Annotated in this window: 12 protein-coding genes; 2 read left to right on the top strand and 10 right to left on the bottom strand. The window is 63.1% G+C overall.

Annotated elements, in window-relative coordinates; genetic code table 11:
- Positions 1 to 83: 83 nt before the first annotated feature.
- From ABLE85_RS14405 to gpt, 7 genes are all read right to left on the bottom strand, one after another.
- Positions 84 to 1,226 carry a patatin-like phospholipase family protein gene (locus ABLE85_RS14405; protein ID WP_348793418.1) on the bottom strand — a complete coding sequence of 381 codons (1,143 nt, stop codon included), beginning with the start codon at positions 1,224 to 1,226 and terminating at the stop codon, positions 84 to 86.
- Positions 1,226 to 3,454 (bottom strand): ThiF family adenylyltransferase, encoded by a 2,229-nt coding sequence (locus ABLE85_RS14400; RefSeq protein WP_348793417.1) that lies wholly within the window; start codon positions 3,452 to 3,454, stop codon positions 1,226 to 1,228. The genes ABLE85_RS14405 and ABLE85_RS14400 overlap by 1 nt, the downstream gene beginning before the upstream one ends.
- A gap of 3 nt (positions 3,455 to 3,457) precedes the next feature.
- Positions 3,458 to 4,588 (bottom strand): hypothetical protein, encoded by a 1,131-nt coding sequence (locus ABLE85_RS14395; protein WP_348793416.1) that lies wholly within the window; start codon positions 4,586 to 4,588, stop codon positions 3,458 to 3,460.
- Positions 4,589 to 4,825: 237 nt separating this feature from the next.
- Complete coding sequence (locus tag ABLE85_RS14390) at positions 4,826 to 8,620, bottom strand: vitamin B12-dependent ribonucleotide reductase (RefSeq protein ID WP_348793415.1); 3,795 nt, start codon at positions 8,618 to 8,620, stop codon at positions 4,826 to 4,828.
- A gap of 659 nt (positions 8,621 to 9,279) precedes the next feature.
- Positions 9,280 to 10,818: an inorganic phosphate transporter gene (locus tag ABLE85_RS14385; RefSeq protein WP_348793414.1), complete on the bottom strand. Its 1,539-nt coding sequence runs from the start codon at positions 10,816 to 10,818 to the stop codon at positions 9,280 to 9,282.
- 90 nt (positions 10,819 to 10,908) lie between these two features.
- The gene (locus ABLE85_RS14380; RefSeq protein WP_348793413.1) at positions 10,909 to 11,403 is read right to left on the bottom strand and encodes an NUDIX hydrolase; all 495 of its coding nucleotides are present in this window, start codon (positions 11,401 to 11,403) and stop codon (positions 10,909 to 10,911) included.
- Between the two features lie 205 nt (positions 11,404 to 11,608).
- Positions 11,609 to 12,106, bottom strand: coding sequence for a xanthine phosphoribosyltransferase (gene gpt / locus ABLE85_RS14375; RefSeq protein ID WP_348793412.1), 498 nt, complete (start codon positions 12,104 to 12,106; stop codon positions 11,609 to 11,611).
- A 242-nt stretch (positions 12,107 to 12,348) separates the two neighbouring features.
- Here gpt and ABLE85_RS14370 point away from each other — a divergent pair, with 242 nt between their 5' ends.
- On the top strand, positions 12,349 to 12,969 hold the full coding sequence (locus ABLE85_RS14370) for a glutathione S-transferase (protein WP_348793411.1): 621 nt from the start codon (positions 12,349 to 12,351) through the stop codon (positions 12,967 to 12,969).
- Between the two features lie 31 nt (positions 12,970 to 13,000).
- Here ABLE85_RS14370 and ABLE85_RS14365 read toward each other — a convergent pair whose 3' ends face one another.
- Together ABLE85_RS14365 and ABLE85_RS14360 are read right to left on the bottom strand one after the other, a co-directional pair.
- Positions 13,001 to 13,843 (bottom strand): universal stress protein, encoded by an 843-nt coding sequence (locus ABLE85_RS14365; protein ID WP_348793410.1) that lies wholly within the window; start codon positions 13,841 to 13,843, stop codon positions 13,001 to 13,003.
- A gap of 89 nt (positions 13,844 to 13,932) precedes the next feature.
- Positions 13,933 to 14,685, bottom strand: coding sequence for a competence/damage-inducible protein A (locus ABLE85_RS14360; RefSeq protein WP_348793409.1), 753 nt, complete (start codon positions 14,683 to 14,685; stop codon positions 13,933 to 13,935).
- Between the two features lie 183 nt (positions 14,686 to 14,868).
- Between ABLE85_RS14360 and wrbA the strand changes: the two genes are divergently transcribed.
- Entirely contained in the window at positions 14,869 to 15,468 is a 600-nt protein-coding gene (gene wrbA / locus ABLE85_RS14355) for an NAD(P)H:quinone oxidoreductase type IV (protein ID WP_348793408.1), read from the top strand.
- A 102-nt stretch (positions 15,469 to 15,570) separates the two neighbouring features.
- Here wrbA and ABLE85_RS14350 read toward each other — a convergent pair whose 3' ends face one another.
- A complete protein-coding gene (locus ABLE85_RS14350; protein WP_348793407.1) occupies positions 15,571 to 16,671 on the bottom strand; it encodes an NADH:flavin oxidoreductase/NADH oxidase in 1,101 nt (366 codons plus the stop codon).
- Positions 16,672 to 16,782 lie beyond the last annotated feature (111 nt).

Below are 16,782 nucleotides of genomic sequence, written 5' to 3'. Positions count from 1 at the left end.
ATCGGCGATGAGCTCTTGCGACAACTACGTTCCGCCGGGTTTACAAATTGTATTGCGTACGACTTTTCGGTCGGTTGGGTCGATCAAGGTGCCGACGCCGATCCGTCACGGATAGCGTTTCCGAACGTTCGTGTCGTCATGCGGGCGACGTCATGCCCGTGTTGAGCGATTAGGTCGAAATGGGCAGGCGCGACCTTGGTAAGATTGGTGGGGTAGTTGAGGCAGAATGCGCATTCCTCGTCGGTTAGTCCGGGCAGATCGCCGCTTGCCTTTGCAAAGTCTCGAGCGGAGGTGCCAAGCCTGAGCAGGAAGCCGTCAATTTCGCGCTGAGTGATTGCCTTCATTAGCATACGCGAACGTAGAGACCTGATCTGATCGCTCGCGATATCGAACAGACGCGGCGATGCCAGCTTACCCGTCAAGAGGCCCTTAAGAATTCCGACAGGCACAGCAAGAGGAGCGGACGCATCGCTGCACACTAGAACATCGCAGCCTTGGAGGCCTTCCACGGGCTTGTAGAGAGGCTCCAATGCCATGTTCTCGTAAGCGCCGCCGTCCCAAAGACGGACCTTCGAATAGCGCGGCTCCAACTTACGTGTAGGAGCCTTCGTCGCTGGATCGGTCTGCCACCAGCCGTCCTTCGGTAACTGTAGCTCGAGGGCACCGATCACGTACGGTACCGCCGCCGAAGCTGCCATGGCATCCGCGACGGCGATGTCAGGCGAGTAGTGCCTCCCAAACTGCCAATCGCCCATGGAACCGCGTGTAAAACGCCAGTTCTTCCCCGTCTCAAGACAGGTGGTGTTGACGTGCCAGGTTGGCGTTTCGGGCAGGTCAGAGAGCCGCAGGTCGATGTTCCAGCGCTTGCGAATAAGCCAAGCCAATACGTTGGCGCGTCGAAAGAAAATGCCAGTGTTCTGGCGCAGCATGCCGCCCAGTCCGAGCGCTCGAAAGCTGAAGAGGTCCTCCGATACGAGCATGTCTTTGATGGACGGATAGACGTTCTGCAGAAACTCGGACGAGGATGGCCACTTGCCGCCCGCTGCGGAGAAAACCGCGCCAGTTATCAGGGATCCCCCTGACACGGTTGAGACCTGCGTGACCTGTTCCAAGAGCTTTTCCTCGGCCATGTACCTCAGGACCCCAAGGTGGAACACGGCCGCACGGAAACCTCCGCCGGAAAGAGCGAGGCCGATCTGCTTCGAGTTGTCGGCGCCTCCGAGCATCAGGCCACCTCGCCGACGAGCATTGCCAATCCTTGCTCGCCGACGATCAGCGACAAAGCAGGAAGGCCGTCCAGGTCCAGCAGGAGCGACAGCTGGCAGATCTGGTTGATGTCTGTGGCGCTGGGTGATGCCGATGCCCCGGCCGGATGCGAGTGCCACTCGCCGATGTAACGCACCTGACCGCCGGATCGGCTCTGTGCTTCCTCTATTAGGCGTTGCAGCCCTCGAGTGCCGCGGACAAAGTCCGCGCGAGTCCCAGCGCTGTCAGGGGGCGTGGCGAGGGCGTGGACCGCGGCGAGATGTTTCGCCTCGTAGTCGATCACACCGACAAGCGGACCGCCCGTCTCGCTCGGCAACGCTCCTTCGCGCCTTGCAACTAGGTCGTCGCGCAGGGCTGCCGGGAGAGTGACGGTCCAGTCAGAGATGGAACTCTTGATCATCGAGGTAGGAGCGTTCGCGCAATCGATGCTTCCATCCTCCTGCATCGCCCAGAGACGTAGCGCGGCGGAATCGTCGCCCGAGGCTGTAGCCAAACCAGCCGCCAGAAGGCCCGACAGCAGAGCGATGGACGAGGCTGGAATCTTGTTGGTGAGGGCGCGGCACGCCCCCGTGTATCTCAGCTGCTGGCCAGCACGGAGATGATCCTTGAGCGTCGGGTTCGCAAGGATCTCCCTAAGGTATGCAGCCTCGAGGTCCCGCAGGGTCACCGATCTGTCTGCTGCTTCTGCCATCAAAACGGCCGAACGACCATCGGGGGTGAAGAAGGCGCACATCCGGCGCGCTTGATCCGGGCGGTCTGACAGCCACCGGGACACAGGAACGGAGGCCGAAGCGTCGATGATGATGTCAGCTCGTTGAAGCGCTTGGACGAGCGCATCGCTTGGCTCACCGTCCAAGACGTTTTCCCGGATTGAACGGGGGGCCGTGTCGCAGCGGATGAGCTCCAGGCGCGATGCGAGGTTGCGAGCCTTTCCCTGTCCGAGATGGACTCTCGTCAGCGTGTGGCGCGCGATGTTGTGAGGCAGCAACGCGTCATCATCGACCACTGTCCAGCGGAACTGTCCCTCACGGGACAGGTATTCGGCTAAATGGGAGCCAAGGGAGCCAGCGCCGATCATTACCAGCTCGCGAAGGTCGGCCCGCCTTCCGGCGAGGTCCGATGCACCTGCCGAATCCATCTCCAAATGGACGGGCGCAACCTGAATGGGAAAGCCATCCAGCCCGTCGGCAGTCATCTCGGAGAACATCAACGGCATATAGCGGGCCGCCGTTGTAGCATCCGAAGGGAGCCTGCCCAGAACGCCCAACGCCTCGCCAATCCTGCCTGGGCTGTCGGCACAAAGGAAAGCCATCGGTCGAGAAGCGCCGATCTCCCTGGTGTGCGGGTGCACCTGCGGCATGCTTACCAAAATGCATGTGAGCCAGCGCCCGTCGTCGTCCATCTTGCCGGTGGCGTGCCATTCAAGAATCGATTGCTTCAGGGGTGCGAGAAGGTCGACATTCCTTTCGGCCAACAGCCCTGCGAGCTGGCCGAGCGTTCTGGGAGCCTTGCGCATCCGTCTCATCGCCACCGCCGCGACATCGACATGGAGAATATGCAGGTGCAGTTGTCCGATGACGCCCTTTCCATCTTGGGCGCCGGTTACGACGAGGAAACGCGGCGGCTGATCGGCTGCCCAAATGCTCAGCTTGCCCTTCGCGTTCATCGCTTCGTCCGCATCCTGCGTCACGATGATCTCGTGGGCCCCGTCGTAGAGGAAGAATGGATCGAAGGGCTGGTCGTCCCCGTGGAGTTCGCCTTCGCAGGCCTTCGTGAACCACACTTGGATTCGGGCCATGAGTTCCGAGGCGGTATAGCCGCCGCGGATGTCTTGCCATGGCCGATCGTCCACGCACAGAACGCTCGGGAACCCTTCCGGTACGAGGTTCTGGTGGGGAGTGTCCGGAAAGTCAGGCCGTCCGACTGCGATCAGGGGAGGAGCACTGTTACCGAGCACGAAGCAGACCGAGACCACCTCCGTGGCATTGATCGCATAGACCGGGCGCTGCGGCACGCCGATGTCGATCTCGAAAGTGACGATCTCGACTCCCTTCTCGGGCAGCCTGCGGCATTCGATCACGCGAGCGAAGTCCGAGCATGCCTTCGCGACATGCGTCGCGAAGGTGCAGGCAAGAGGGACGGCGAGTTCATCCAGGTTGATCGGCTCGCTCGCTTCCGGCTGCCACATGCGTCAGCCCGCCCGCGTCGTGGCGGCGGATGCCACGCTGGCGATAGTCGGGGCGGCCGTCATTACCACTGCTACACCCGCCGCCGAGATTTTCAGCTTGATTGGTTTCGGCTTGGATTGCGTCGGCGGTTCCATCGTGACCTTGAACTGTCCGTTCGAGTCCCGAATGATCTTCTTGTAGTAGTTCGCGGCCTGTCGGTGCGGGGGCTGCTTGTCTTTGTCCTCTGGCGTTCCCTTCGCCGGGATAGGCCAGCTCGGCGAGACGATGATCTCCCGCTCCCGGGCAAGCTCCTCGAAGAGCCATTTCACGTCCTCGACCGGTTCGGTGATGTCCTCGCCCTTCTCGGGCGAGAGGGACTTGTAGGAACAGTGATGAAAGAGCTTGAGCACGTCCCACCTGAGACGGTCCTCGTTCCCATGCCTCCTCGATGTCCTGACGATCTGGGAAAGCGACTCGTAGTCGATGTCGGCGCCAAGAAGGGCGTAGCTTTCGCTCAGCCCCTCGCGCGCGGTCATCTGCACCACGATGGAGCATTCGTTGCGGTCTTCGAGGCCGTCGTCGGTGCGCCACGCAAACGGACTGTGGACGAAGAACTCTGCCTGGCCCGCATCCCATTTCGAGAAGCCCGGGACGAGTTCTCCAGCGTTGACGATACAGTCCGCGCGATCCTCAATGGTGAGGTCCCATTCGGCCAGGTATTCGGCGAGGTTTTCTGGGCGGGAGAAGACCTTGATGCCATAGCCTTCCTTGAGGCGGTGGCGGGCTTCCGCACGGATTGTCCACGCATCACCTGCGAGATCAGTCTCGGTGATCGCTGCTGCGGGCACCCATAGTTCGTCGATCTTCACGCGGTCGCCACCCTGCAGGATACGGGCATGGTCGAACCAGAAAAAGTCGCGGGCGCCACAGATGTGGTCGTCATCGAGATGGGTGAACGCTACCACCCTAAATGACTCGCGTCCCGCATCATCCAGTTCGTCGCGGAGCGCATTCGGAAGGTCGATGCGTTTGTCTGTCGGATCGTCCGCGACGCGCATGTTCGCGTAGTCCATCAGGATCAGGTCGTCGTTGGCGAGGCGGATCAGCGTCGTGTCGCCGTTCCCAAGGGGGAAGAATGTCAGGTAGGCGGTCATGAAGTGTGCAGTCCCTCTCTCTGATCTGAACGGCATTAGACCGCTTGCGGGTTCCTGCCTTGCAGATGTTTTCGATTTGTTCCCTTTCGTAGTTCCGGGCGCCGAAGCGCCCGGGATCTTGCGTTGTCCGGCTTACCGCCGGGGGTGAGCAGACTTCGTGTGTCGGATGAGCAGTCTACCTTGACGTTGAGCGAGATTCAGTGACGCGTCAGGCCTCAGTTGGTTGTGGCTCCATCCTCAGCTGCAGCCGCTCGTCGCGCCACACGTGTCGCACTTCTCGCAGGTGCCGTTGCGGACCATGGTGAAATTCTGGCACTCCGAGCACATGTTGCCGGTGTAGCCCTGCATGATCGCGCGGCTGCGGCGTTCGGCGGCCTTGGCCTTGGCTTCGGCGGCTTCCTGGGCGGCGGCGTCGGTGAACAGCTCCGTGGCGGCTTCCTCGTGCTTCGCTTCCTCGGTCTGTTCCTTGGCGCGCTCCTCATAGTCGCGCTTGAAGGCGGTGGCGCCGTCGCTATAGGCCGGCGCGCTTGCCTGGATGGCGGCCGCCGACGAGATCGAGAGCACGTTGGAGCCGGAGAAGGCGACGGGAGCCGTGACCTTGGCGGGCGCGCCTGCCGGCTGGCCGCCGCCAAAGCCCTTGGGCTCGGCACCCGGGAGACCGGACACCACCTTCAGCGGCGCGCCGCGGGTCAGGCCCTTGGACACGGCCTGCGCGCGGCCTTCATTGATGCCTCGGCCGAGGGCGGTGTTGGAGAAATCCGAGGTGTCGACATGGGCAAGGTCGTTGCGGCCGAGATAGGAGACGGCGAGCTCGCGGAACACATAGTCGAGGATCGACGTGGCGTTCTTGATCGCGTCGTTGCCGACGACCATGCCGGCCGGCTCGAATTTTGTGAACGTGAAGGCTTCCACGTACTCTTCGAGCGGCACGCCGTATTGCAGGCCGAGCGAGATCGCGATGGCGAAATTGTTCATCATCGCGCGGAAGGCGGCACCTTCCTTGTGCATGTCGATGAAGATTTCGCCCAGGCGCCCGTCGTCGAACTCGCCGGTGCGCAGATAGACCTTGTGGCCGCCGATGACCGCCTTTTGCGTATAACCCTTGCGGCGGTTCGGCAGCTTCTCGCGGTCGCGCACCACCTTTTCGATCACGCGCTCGATGATCTTCTCGGTCACGGCGACAGCCTGCGCCGCTGCCGGGGCGGCGATCAGCGCCTCGACGGCGTCGTCGGACTCGTCCGCGTCGTCCTCGATCAGCGAGGCGTTGAGCGGCTGCGAGAGCTTGGAGCCGTCGCGGTAGAGCGCGTTGGCCTTCAGCGCCAGCTTCCAGGAGAGCATGTAAGCTTCCTTGCAGTCCTCCACCGTCGCGTCGTTCGGCATGTTGATGGTCTTGGAGATGGCGCCCGAGATGAAGGGCTGGGCCGCCGCCATCATGCGGATGTGGCTTTCAACCGACAGGTAGCGCTTGCCGACCTTGCCGCAGGGATTGGCGCAGTCGAACACCGGATAGTGCTCGGCCTTGAGGAAGGGCGCGCCTTCCAGCGTCATCGCACCGCAGATATGTATGTTGGCGGCTTCGATCTCGCGCTTGGAGAAGCCGAGAGCCGGCAGCATCTCGAAGGAGAAGTCGTTGAGCTGCTCGTCGGTGAGGCCGAGAGACGTCTTGCAGAAGTCTTCGCCCAGCGTCCACTTGTTGAACACGAACTTGATGTCGAAGGCGCTCTTGAGAGCCGAGTTCAGTGCCTCGATCTTCTCGTCGGTGAATCCCTTGGCCTTCAGCGTCGAGGGGTTCACGCCCGGCGCCTGGTTCAGGTTGCCGTGGCCGACGGCGTAGGCCTCGATCTCGGCGATCTGGCTTTCGCTATAGCCCAGCGTGCGCAGGGCTTCCGGCACGGCGCGGTTGATGATCTTGAAGTAGCCGCCGCCGGCGAGCTTCTTGAACTTCACCAGGGCGAAGTCGGGCTCGATGCCGGTGGTGTCGCAGTCCATGACGAGGCCGATCGTGCCGGTGGGGGCGATAACGGTGGCCTGCGCGTTGCGGTAGCCGTGCTTTTCGCCGAGCTCGATGGCGCGGTCCCAGGCAGCCTGGGCGTGGCTGATCAACTCGGCCTGCGGGCAGTCTTCGGCAATGAGGCCCACTGGGTTGACCGACAGCTTTTCATAGCCGTCCTTGTCGCCATAGGCGGCGCGGCGGTGGTTGCGCATCACTCGCAGCATGTTTTCGGCGTTGCGCTCATAGTCGGCGAAGGCGCCGAGCTCGCCGGCCATCTCGGCCGAGGTCGCATAGGCCACGCCGGTCATGATCGCGGTCAGCGCGCCGCAGATGGCGCGGCCTTCCTTCGAGTCATAGGGAATGCCGGAGGTCATCAGCAGGCCGCCGATATTGGCGTAGCCGAGGCCGAGCGTGCGGTATTCGTAGGAAAGCTTGGCGATTTCCTTGGACGGGAACTGCGCCATCATCACCGAGATTTCGAGCACCATGGTCCACAGTCGCGTGGTGTGCTCATAGGCTGCGATGTCGATATCGCCATTGGCCTGCCGGTAGGGCAGCAGGTTGATCGAGGCAAGGTTGCAGGCCGTGTCGTCGAGGAACATGTATTCCGAGCACGGGTTCGAGCCGCGGATCGGGCCGGCAGCCGGCGAGGTGTGCCAGTCGTTCATCGTGGTGTTGAAGTGCAGGCCCGGATCGGCCGAGGCCCAGGCGGCGTAGCCGATCTTCTCCCACAGGTCGCGGGCCTTCAGTGTCTTCATCACCTTGCCGTCCTTGCGGGCGGTCAGGTGCCAGTCGCCATCGTTCTCCACTGCGCGCAGGAAGTCGTCCTTCAGCGAGATCGAGTTGTTCGAGTTCTGGCCGGAGACGGTGAGATAGGCTTCCGAATCCCAATCCGTGTCGTAGGTCTGGAAGTCGAGCGCGTTGTAGCCCTGGCGCGCGAACTGGATGACGCGCTGGACGTAGTTTTCCGGCACCGAGTTCTTCTTGGCGGCGCGGATCTCGCGCTTCAGCGCGGTGTTGATGGCGGGGTCGAAGCAGTCGTCGTCCTGGCCTTCGCAGTTCACGCAAGCAGCCATGATCTTGTTCAGGTGCTGCTTGACGATCTTGGAGCCAGTGACGAGTGCGGCGACCTTCTGCTCCTCCTTCACCTTCCAGTCGATGAAGGCCTCGATGTCCGGATGGTCGGCATCTACGATGACCATCTTGGCGGCGCGGCGGGTGGTGCCGCCCGACTTGATGGCGCCAGCGGCGCGGTCGCCGATCTTGAGGAAGCTCATCAGGCCCGACGACTTGCCGCCGCCCGAGAGCTTTTCGCCTTCGCCGCGCAGCATGGAGAAGTTGGAGCCGGTGCCCGAGCCATACTTGAACAGGCGCGCCTCGCGCACCCACAGGTCCATGATGCCGCCCTCGTTGACGAGGTCGTCACCGACCGACTGGATGAAGCAGGCATGCGGCTGCGGGTGTTCGTAGGCCGACTTGGACTTGGTCAGCTTGCCGGTGAACGGGTCGACATAGAAATGGCCCTGGCCGGGACCGTCGATGCCATAGGCCCAGTGCAGGCCGGTGTTGAACCACTGCGGCGAGTTCGGCGCCACGCGCTGGGTGGCGAGCATGTAGGACAGCTCGTCCTTGAAGGCGAGGGCGTCGGCTTCGGAATTGAAGTAGCCACCCTTCCAGCCCCAATAGGTCCAGGTACCGGCGAGACGGTCGAAAACCTGGCGGGCGTCGTGTTCGGAACCGTAGCGCTCATTTTCCGGCAGCGCGGCGAGGGCGTCCTCGTCGGCAACGGAGCGCCACAGGAAGGAGGGGACGTCGTTCTCCTCGACCTTCTTCAGGCGGGCGGGCACACCGGCCTTGCGGAAATATTTCTGCGCGAGGATGTCGGCCGCGACCTGGGAGAACTGCGCGGGCACGTCGATATCGTCGAGCCGGAAGACGATAGAGCCGTCCGGGTTTTTGATTTCGCTCACCGCTTTGCGGAATTCGATCTCCGCGTAAGCCGATTGTCCGTCCTTGGTGAAACGACGCTCGATGCGCATGGGTCCGTCCTCAGTCCCTATATATAGCACCTATCCACAGGAAACCCTCGCAGTTTCCATGTGAAGGCGCTTGCCCTTTAAAATCCCGGCCCGGCCTCAAGTCCGAGCCCCCGTTTCTCACGCCAGCCGGAGCGCCGATCCGCCGTTGCCTTTGGCGGAGGGCGACCCTTGAGCGGCTGGCCCGAAGGTCCTGTTCCAACAGCTGGTTGTGAGTCCCTGTGGCAGGGAAAATCACATTACCTTGTGTCATATGATGGTCGCAAACACTAAATATAGTGCTAACAACTTATTTCTTCCAGCCTCATGCCGGACGCAGACGAAAAAAAATCCCGAAAAAAATCCATGCGTCTGCCTGCCGTCGAAAACGGGCAAAACCGCCAGAACGCTGGAATATTCGGGATGAAAGACCGGCTTCAAAACCCGCCGGCCGCGCCCTGAACAAGAGCGCATGACCCATATGAGACGACTCGGAATTCGTCGTCAAGGGTTCGTTTCTGTAACCTTTAGACCCCCAACATCTTGTGTGTCAGTTATGTGGATAGTGGGGACAGAAGATGTAGGAAAATCAGTCTCCGCGGACTGCTCCGGTCCTGCCGTAAGGTAAGTGACCGGATGCCTTTACCGAGCGCGCGAGCGCGATCCCGGCCCGAATCGCCCTGTCAGGGAAAGGTCTCGATCAGATGAAAGACCAATGCCGATAGCACTGCGGCAGCGGGCACGGTGGTGGCCCAGGCCGTAACGATGGTGACCAGGTGGGCACGCCGCACCAGTCGCCGCCGGTTGATCTCTTCCCGCGAAGGCTGCTTGCGCGGGTCTTCCTCCGCATCGTCCTCGTCCGTCGGATCGAGGACCTGGTTCGCGCGCATGTCGCGCTTGCGTGCCTGCTTGCGCTGCAGATAGGCGCGCCGGTGGGCGGAATGGGCGATGTACCATTCGCGGAAGAAGCCGACGCCGAACACGGCGCCAACGGCGATGTGCGTGGAACTGACCGGCATGCCGAACCAGGATGCGGCAATGACGATGATGGCGACCGCCAGGGCTACGGAATAGGCGCGCATCGGATTGAGCTTGGTGATCTCGCCGCCGACGATGCGGATCAGTTTGGGGCCGTAGAGAAGCAAGCCGCAGGAAATGCCGAAGGCGCCGATCATCATCACCCAGAGCGGAATGTCGATGACGTCGGCGACCTCGCTGCGTCGGGCGGCATGGACGATGGCGGCCAGCGGGCCGATCGAATTGGCGACGTCGTTGGCGCCATGGGCGAAAGAGAGCAGGGCGGCTGCGCCCACCAGAGGCAGCCGGAACAGCTGACGCAGCGAGCGGTTGCGGTTCTCCATGCCTTCGGATTGGCGCCATATGGAGCGGTGCGCGGCAACCCAGGCGATCGCAAAGCACCCGATACCTACCAGGGTCCGGGCCTGCCAGCCCGTTTCGCGCAGCAGCCTGGAGAGGAGATAGGCGGCAAAGCAGCCGCTCATCAACGCGACCAACACCGGTATCCAGCGCCGGGCGGCGGCGATCTTGTCGTCCTGGTAGATGATCGCCGTCTTGATGAAGGCCTGGAAGCCGATGGCGGCGGCCGCGCCGAGGATAGGTGTGGCGACCCAGCTCATTCCGATGGTGGTGATCGAAAGCCAGTTGACCGCAGCCGGTCCGGCAGCCGCGGCGCCGGCGCCCACCACGCCGCCCACGACCGCGTGAGTGGTCGAAACCGGCGCCCCGATCCAGGTGGAGAAATTGATCCAGAGCGCGGAGGAGATCAACGCCGCCAGCATCAGACGGATCAGCAGGGCAGGGTCCGAGACGGTGGCAGGACTGACGATCTCGGTCGATATCGTGGCCACCACCGCGTCGCCCGCAACCAGCGCGCCGATGGTTTCGAATAAGGCCGCCATGATCAGCGCGCTGGCCATGGTCATGGCCTTGGCGCCAACCGCCGGTCCGACATTGTTGGCCACGTCGTTGGCGCCGATGTTCAGGGCCAGATAGGCGCCGATGGCCGTAGCCACGACGATGACAAGCGCGCGCGGCTCGCCGAGCACGTAGAACGACGCGAAGATCGCTGCCAGCACGAGGAACACCAACGCCAGGCCGGGAACGGCAAGGCCGCGCACCACGAATCCCGTCGCCTCCCCGATATTGGCGAGCCGGCCGAGGTCCTTGTCGAGCGTGTGCTTGGTGCGCGAACCGTCGCTCATCGGATCGTCCGTTCCGGACGGACGTGGCCGAGGCTCAGGTCGATCGTGGTGTCACCAGCTGGGTTCTGCATGACGGACGGCGTAAGGAAATCAAGCAGCGGATTTATGTCGGCGCTCGCCGAAACGGGCAATCAGCTCGCCGAGGTCCGGCTCCCGTACCAGATCGGCTGCCTTCGCCGCTGGGAACCACTTGCGCTGACGCTGGCCCTTTTCGCGCCACTCCGATGCGATGTCGCCCACCTCCATGGGGAAGACCAGCACTTCGCAGCGCCGCTCCATGCCAGAGCGCATGACCTTGCCATAGAAATAACGCCCGAATTCGAGGTGCGACATGGTGCCGGAGATGCCGGCTTCCTCGACTGCCTCGCGCTCGGCAGACTCGAAAAGCTGTTCGCCGCCTTCCGGCCAGCCCTTGGGCAAGACCCAGCGCCCCGTGTCGCGGCTGGTGATGAGCATGATCTCCACCTTGCCGTGGGTGCCGATGCGCCACGGCAGAGCTGCCACCTGCACACGCCGGGGCATCCCTCCGAAGAGGCGCCGGACCCGCTCTGCAAGGCGGTTTCGTGTGGCGTGGCTGATGAACATCTCTTCCGGTCTTTCTTGTCTCCGACTCGTTTGCCGTCTCACAAATATTAGGGTTAATTGTGCGTAATAACAGTAAAAAATCGGCAAACCCCGACCAATTTCGGGTAAATTGCCGACACGATTTCGGGAGAAAGCCTATGGCTGCCCGGACATTTGAGCCCTGCGCGGCCGGATTGCCACCCGACCGACCGCAGGGCGGCGTGTTTCAGCCGGCGTGGTCGTCCGAAATCGGCTTCTGGTAGGTGAAGCCCATATCCCAGGGGAAGTATATCCACGTATCCTGTGACACCTCTGTGACAAAGGTGTCGACCAGCGGCCGGCCCTTGGGTTTGGCGTAGACCGTGGCAAAATGCGCCTTGGGCATCATGGCGCGCACGATCGCCGCGGTCTTGCCGGTGTCGGTAAGGTCGTCGACGATCAGCGTGCCTTCCCCTTCTGCTTCCAGAAGGGCCGGGTTGATCTCCTTCAGCACCTGCAATTGCCCTTGCGAGCTGTAGTCGTGGTAGGAGGCCACGCACACCGTCTCGATCACGCGGATGCCGAGTTCGCGCGAGATGATGGCGGCCGGAACCAGGCCGCCCCGGGTGATGGAGACGATCGCCTTCCACTGGCCGTTGACGCCGGCGAGTCGCCAGGCGAGGGCGCGGGCATCGCGGTGGAACTGGTCCCAGGATACGGGAAAGGCTTTATCGGGAAGGGACATGAGGCTCGGCACTCCGAAAGCGCGCTGGCCGCGCGCGGTGATATGGGGAATGCGGGCGCAATTAGCCGGAAAGAGCGGCGTTTGGCAAGCCTTTCCACCCGTTGTTATCAGCAGGATCGTCTTAGGGTTACCGTCCAGCCATGGCGAGGCGCCTTTCGAACGTGTAACCTTTGCCGGCCGTGCGTAGGGCCTGCTGCAGGCCATCGCCGGATCTGTTCGTATTCGAAGGTGGAGGGATTCATATGCTGAAGATCTGGGGTCGCGGAAATTCCACCAATGTGAAGAAGGTTCTTTGGTGCGCGGAAGAGCTCGGGCTGCCGTTCGAGCACACCATGGCCGGCGGGACGTTCGGCGTCGTCAACGATGCCGCGTATCGGGCGATGAACCCGAACGGGCTCGTCCCGTGCATCCAGGATGGGGACTTCGTCCTGTGGGAATCGAACGCCATCGTCCGCTATCTGTCCGCCAAATACGGCGAAGGCACGCTTTCTCCGTCCGATTTGCAACAGCGTGCAGGCGCCGACAAATGGATGGACTGGACGACCTCATCGCTTGCAGGCCCGTTCCGCGACGTCTTCTGGAATATGGTGCGGCTGCCTGCCGCAGAACGTAACAACGCGGAGGTCGAGAGGGGCCTCGCCGCCTGCAGCCGATTGCTGGCCATTGCCGACGGAGCGCTATCCGGCCAGCCCTTCCTGTCCGGACAGCAGTTCGGCATGGGAGACATTCCCCTGGGAAGCTTCGCCTACGGCTGGTTCGAGATGCCGATCGAACGGCCGGCGCTGCCCTATCTGAAAGCCTGGTATGAGCGCTTGGCTGCTCGACCGGCCTACCAGAAAGCGGTGATGATCCCGCTGACCTGATACGGCGCGAGCGTTTTCGTCCTCTTGGCGGTTAGCGCGACATGAATGTCGCCACCGGCATGGATTGCAGGACGGTCCGGGTGATGCCGCCGAACAGCAGCTGCCGCAGCCAGGAGTGGCTGTAGGCACCGAGCACCAGCAGGTCCGTGCCTGTCGCGGCGATGCGCGCCTGCAGGATGTGGTCGACCGAGCGGCCGCCCGATGCCTCGGAGGTGACGCCGACGGCGACGCCATGCCGGGCGAGCGCGGTGGCGATCTCGGCGCCGGAAGCCTCTGCGTCCTGCTCGACATCTTCCGGTGGATCAATGACGAAGACCTCTACCCGTTCGGCCTCCATCAGCAGCGGCAGTGCGTCGAAGGCGGCCCGGGCTGCTTCGCGGCTGCCGTTCCAGGCCACGATCACGCGGCGATAGGTGCCGTCATGCGGTGGGCCGGCGTGCGGAACGACCAGTACCGGGCGGCCGGATTCGTAGAGCAGCGCGTCGACATCGGCCGTGGCGGTGGCGTCTGCATGCGGATTGCGCTGCGCAGCGATGACAAGATCGGAACAGCGCGCGCTCGAAATGCCCGAATGCGCGCTGTCGCCCGAAAAGCTCTCCAGGCTGCGCCACTCGAAGGACAGGCCCGCGCCGCGCATGCGGCTGCGGAATGCCGCCTGCAGGCTTTCGGCCCGCTCCTTGTTGGCCTCGGCCGTGGCCTGCAGGAATTCGGTGTCCGGAAACCCGACCGCGGATGTGTAGGCAACCGGCAGCGCCTCGGCATGGACGCCGATCAGATGGCTCTGGAAGCGGGTGGCCAGAGGCAGGGCGCAATTCAGAACGCGCTCTGCGTCATCCTTGCTTTGGATGATGGCAACGATCGTCTTGAACGACATGTCGACCTCCCTGGCCCGCAATTCTGCAACCCCAAGGCGGCGACTTTACCACGGACCGGAACGTTCCGCACGAAACTCGCGTAGGCCTCTCAGTCGGGTTTGGCGTTGGCCTCGGTGATGCTTGCGACCATAGCTGCGACCTCGGCGCGGGCTGCCTCCAGCGCCTCGGGCGAGCGTGCGCGCACCACCAGTTCGGTCCAGAAGGAGCCGTCGAGATATTTTGGGTAGGAGCCGATGATGGTGTCAGGGTGGCGTTGCTGGATCTCGGCCAACGGGCCGCCGATCGTACCTTCGCCGAACGGGCATTCGACGGTGACCGACAAGAGCTTGGTGCCTGTCTTCAGCGTCGGCACGACATTGTCGAGCATGGCCTGGAATATCGCCGGCACACCGGCCATCACGTAGACGTTGCCGATATGGAAGCCAGGCGCCATGGAAACCGGATTGTCGATGTGCTCGGCGCCGCGCGGCATGCGCGCCATTCGCTTGCGCGCCTCGGTGAACTCCATGCCGCGGCTGGCGTAGTTCGCCTCCATCATCGCATAGGCCTTGGCATCGTATTCGCACGGCACGCCGAACGCCCTGGAAATAGAGTCGGCGGTGATGTCGTCATGCGTGGGGCCGATGCCGCCGGTGGTGAAGAGGTAGCTGTAGCGTGCCCGGAGCGCGTTGACCGCAGAGACGATCTCGTCCTCCTCGTCCGGAACGACGCGCACTTCCTTCAGGTCGATGCCGATCGCCGTCATGACCTCGGCAAGGTGGCCGATGTTGCGGTCCTTGGTGCGGCCGGAAAGGATTTCGTCGCCGATGACGACCATTGCGGCGGTGACGATATCGGCCATGGCACACTCCGAAATATGGCAATTCCCGTCAGATAACCCGGCGCGCGGCCGCGGGCAATGGTGCGTAAACGGTGAACGAACTGTCCCCAACTTCTGCGTATTCAATGAACGACCGAGCCATTACATCGGCCGGCAAGGCGGCGTTCGACTGCCTCCGATCTTCCCGATGCAAGGAGTTTTATGATGGCGAAGGTACTGGTGCTCTACTATTCGAGCTGGGGTCACATGGAGCAGATGGCAAAGGCCGCTGCCGACGGCGCGCGCGAAGCCGGCGCCGACGTGACGATCAAGCGCGTTCCCGAATTGGTGCCCGAGGCCGTCGCCAAGGCCGCCTATTACAAGCTCGACCAGGAAGCGCCGATCGCCGATCCGCTGGAGCTGGAGAACTACGACGCCATCATCATCGGCACCGCGACCCGCTATGGCACCATGGCCGCGCAGATGAAGAACTTCCTCGACCAGACCGGCCCGCTCTGGGCCAAGGGCGCGCTGCTCAACAAGGTGGGTTCGGTGATGGTCTCGACCGCCACCCAGCATGGCGGCGCCGAGCTCGCGCTGATCAACGCGCAGATCCACCTGCAGCACCACGGCATGGTCATCGTGCCGCTGTCCTATGCCTACGAGGGCCAGATGGGCAATGACGTCGTGCGCGGCGGTGCGCCCTACGGCATGACCACGACCTCGGACGGCGATGGCTCCCGCCAGCCTTCGGCTCAGGAACTGGAAGGCGCGCACTTCCAGGGCAAGCGCGTGGCCGAGATTGCGGCCAAGCTTCACGGCTAATATTTTTTAGCAATTGCTTAAATAAAATGGGCGGCTCCTCGCGGGTCGCCCATTTTGTATGTCGATGCGGATTGGCGAAAGCCTATTCAAATCAATCTGCTGTCATGCCTTCTGCGTCCAGTGCCGCATGAAGGGCTCGCCGCGCTGGAGTTGCGGCGCAGGGTGGAACTCGTGACCCAGCGTGGCCGCAGCCCGCCACGGCCAGCGCGGATCGGCGATCAGCGCGCGGGCGAGGGCCACCATGTCGGCCTTGTCCTCGCGGATGATGTTGTCGGCCTGCCGGGGATCGTCGATCAAGCCGACGGCGCGTGTAGCGATGCCCGCGCCTTCGCGCACCGCAGTCGCCAGATGCACCTGATAGCCCGGACCCGTCGGGATCTTTTGCAGCGGCGAGTTGCCGCCGCTCGAGCAGCAGATATAGGCCGCACCCACCGCCTTATAGCCGCGCGCGACCTCCACCGCTTCCTCGACCGAGAAGCCGCCATCGACCCAGTCGGTAACGGACATGCGCGCGCCCATCATCAGGCCGGGTGCCGCTTTGGCCACAGCATGGGCCACGGCCAGGGGGAAACGCATGCGGTTTTCCAGCGAGCCGCCCCACTTGTCGGTGCGCTTGTTGGAGAGCGGCGAGAGGAACTGGTGCAGCAGATAGCCATGCGCCGAATGCAATTCGATGAAGTCGAAGCCGATACGCGCCGCCCGCTCCGCTGCCTTGGCAAAGAGCGATACGATGCGCTCGATGCCGGCCTCGTCCAGTTCCTGCGGCACCTGCCAGCCCTGGTCGAAGGCGATCGGCGAGGCCGACACGATCGTCCACGGATCTTCGTTGGGGCCGAGGGCGCTGCCGCCTTCCCATGGCCGGCGGTTCGAAGCCTTGCGGCCGGCATGGGCGAGCTGGACGCCGAATTTGGTGCCAGGGGCAGCCACGCGGCGCGCGGCATCCAGCGTGCGCCGGGCGGCGGCCTCGTTGTGGTCGGAATAGAGGCCGAGGCAGCCATGAGTGATGCGCCCGCGACGCTCCACGTCGGTCATCTCGACGGTCACCATGCCGGCGCCCGACATGGCCAGGTTCATCCAGTGCTGGAGATGCCAATCGGTAGCCGAGCCGTCATCTGCCGAATACTGGCACATCGGCGCGACGGCGATGCGGTTGGGAAATTCGAGTTCGCCAAGCGTGATGGGCGAAAACAGATGTGCGGTCATGCAAACTCCGTCGGATGGCGCGGCAGCGCGGGCGAGAGCGTCCCGTGCAACACGCGTATGGATGCTGGGCCCTGGAGGGGAACTTTTCGAACCAATGGACCACATTGTCTG

The sequence above is a fragment of the Mesorhizobium sp. KR1-2 genome (assembly GCF_040045035.1).
Taxonomy (GTDB): domain Bacteria; phylum Pseudomonadota; class Alphaproteobacteria; order Rhizobiales; family Rhizobiaceae; genus Pseudaminobacter.
This window is presented reverse-complemented; position numbering and strand designations above follow the sequence as displayed.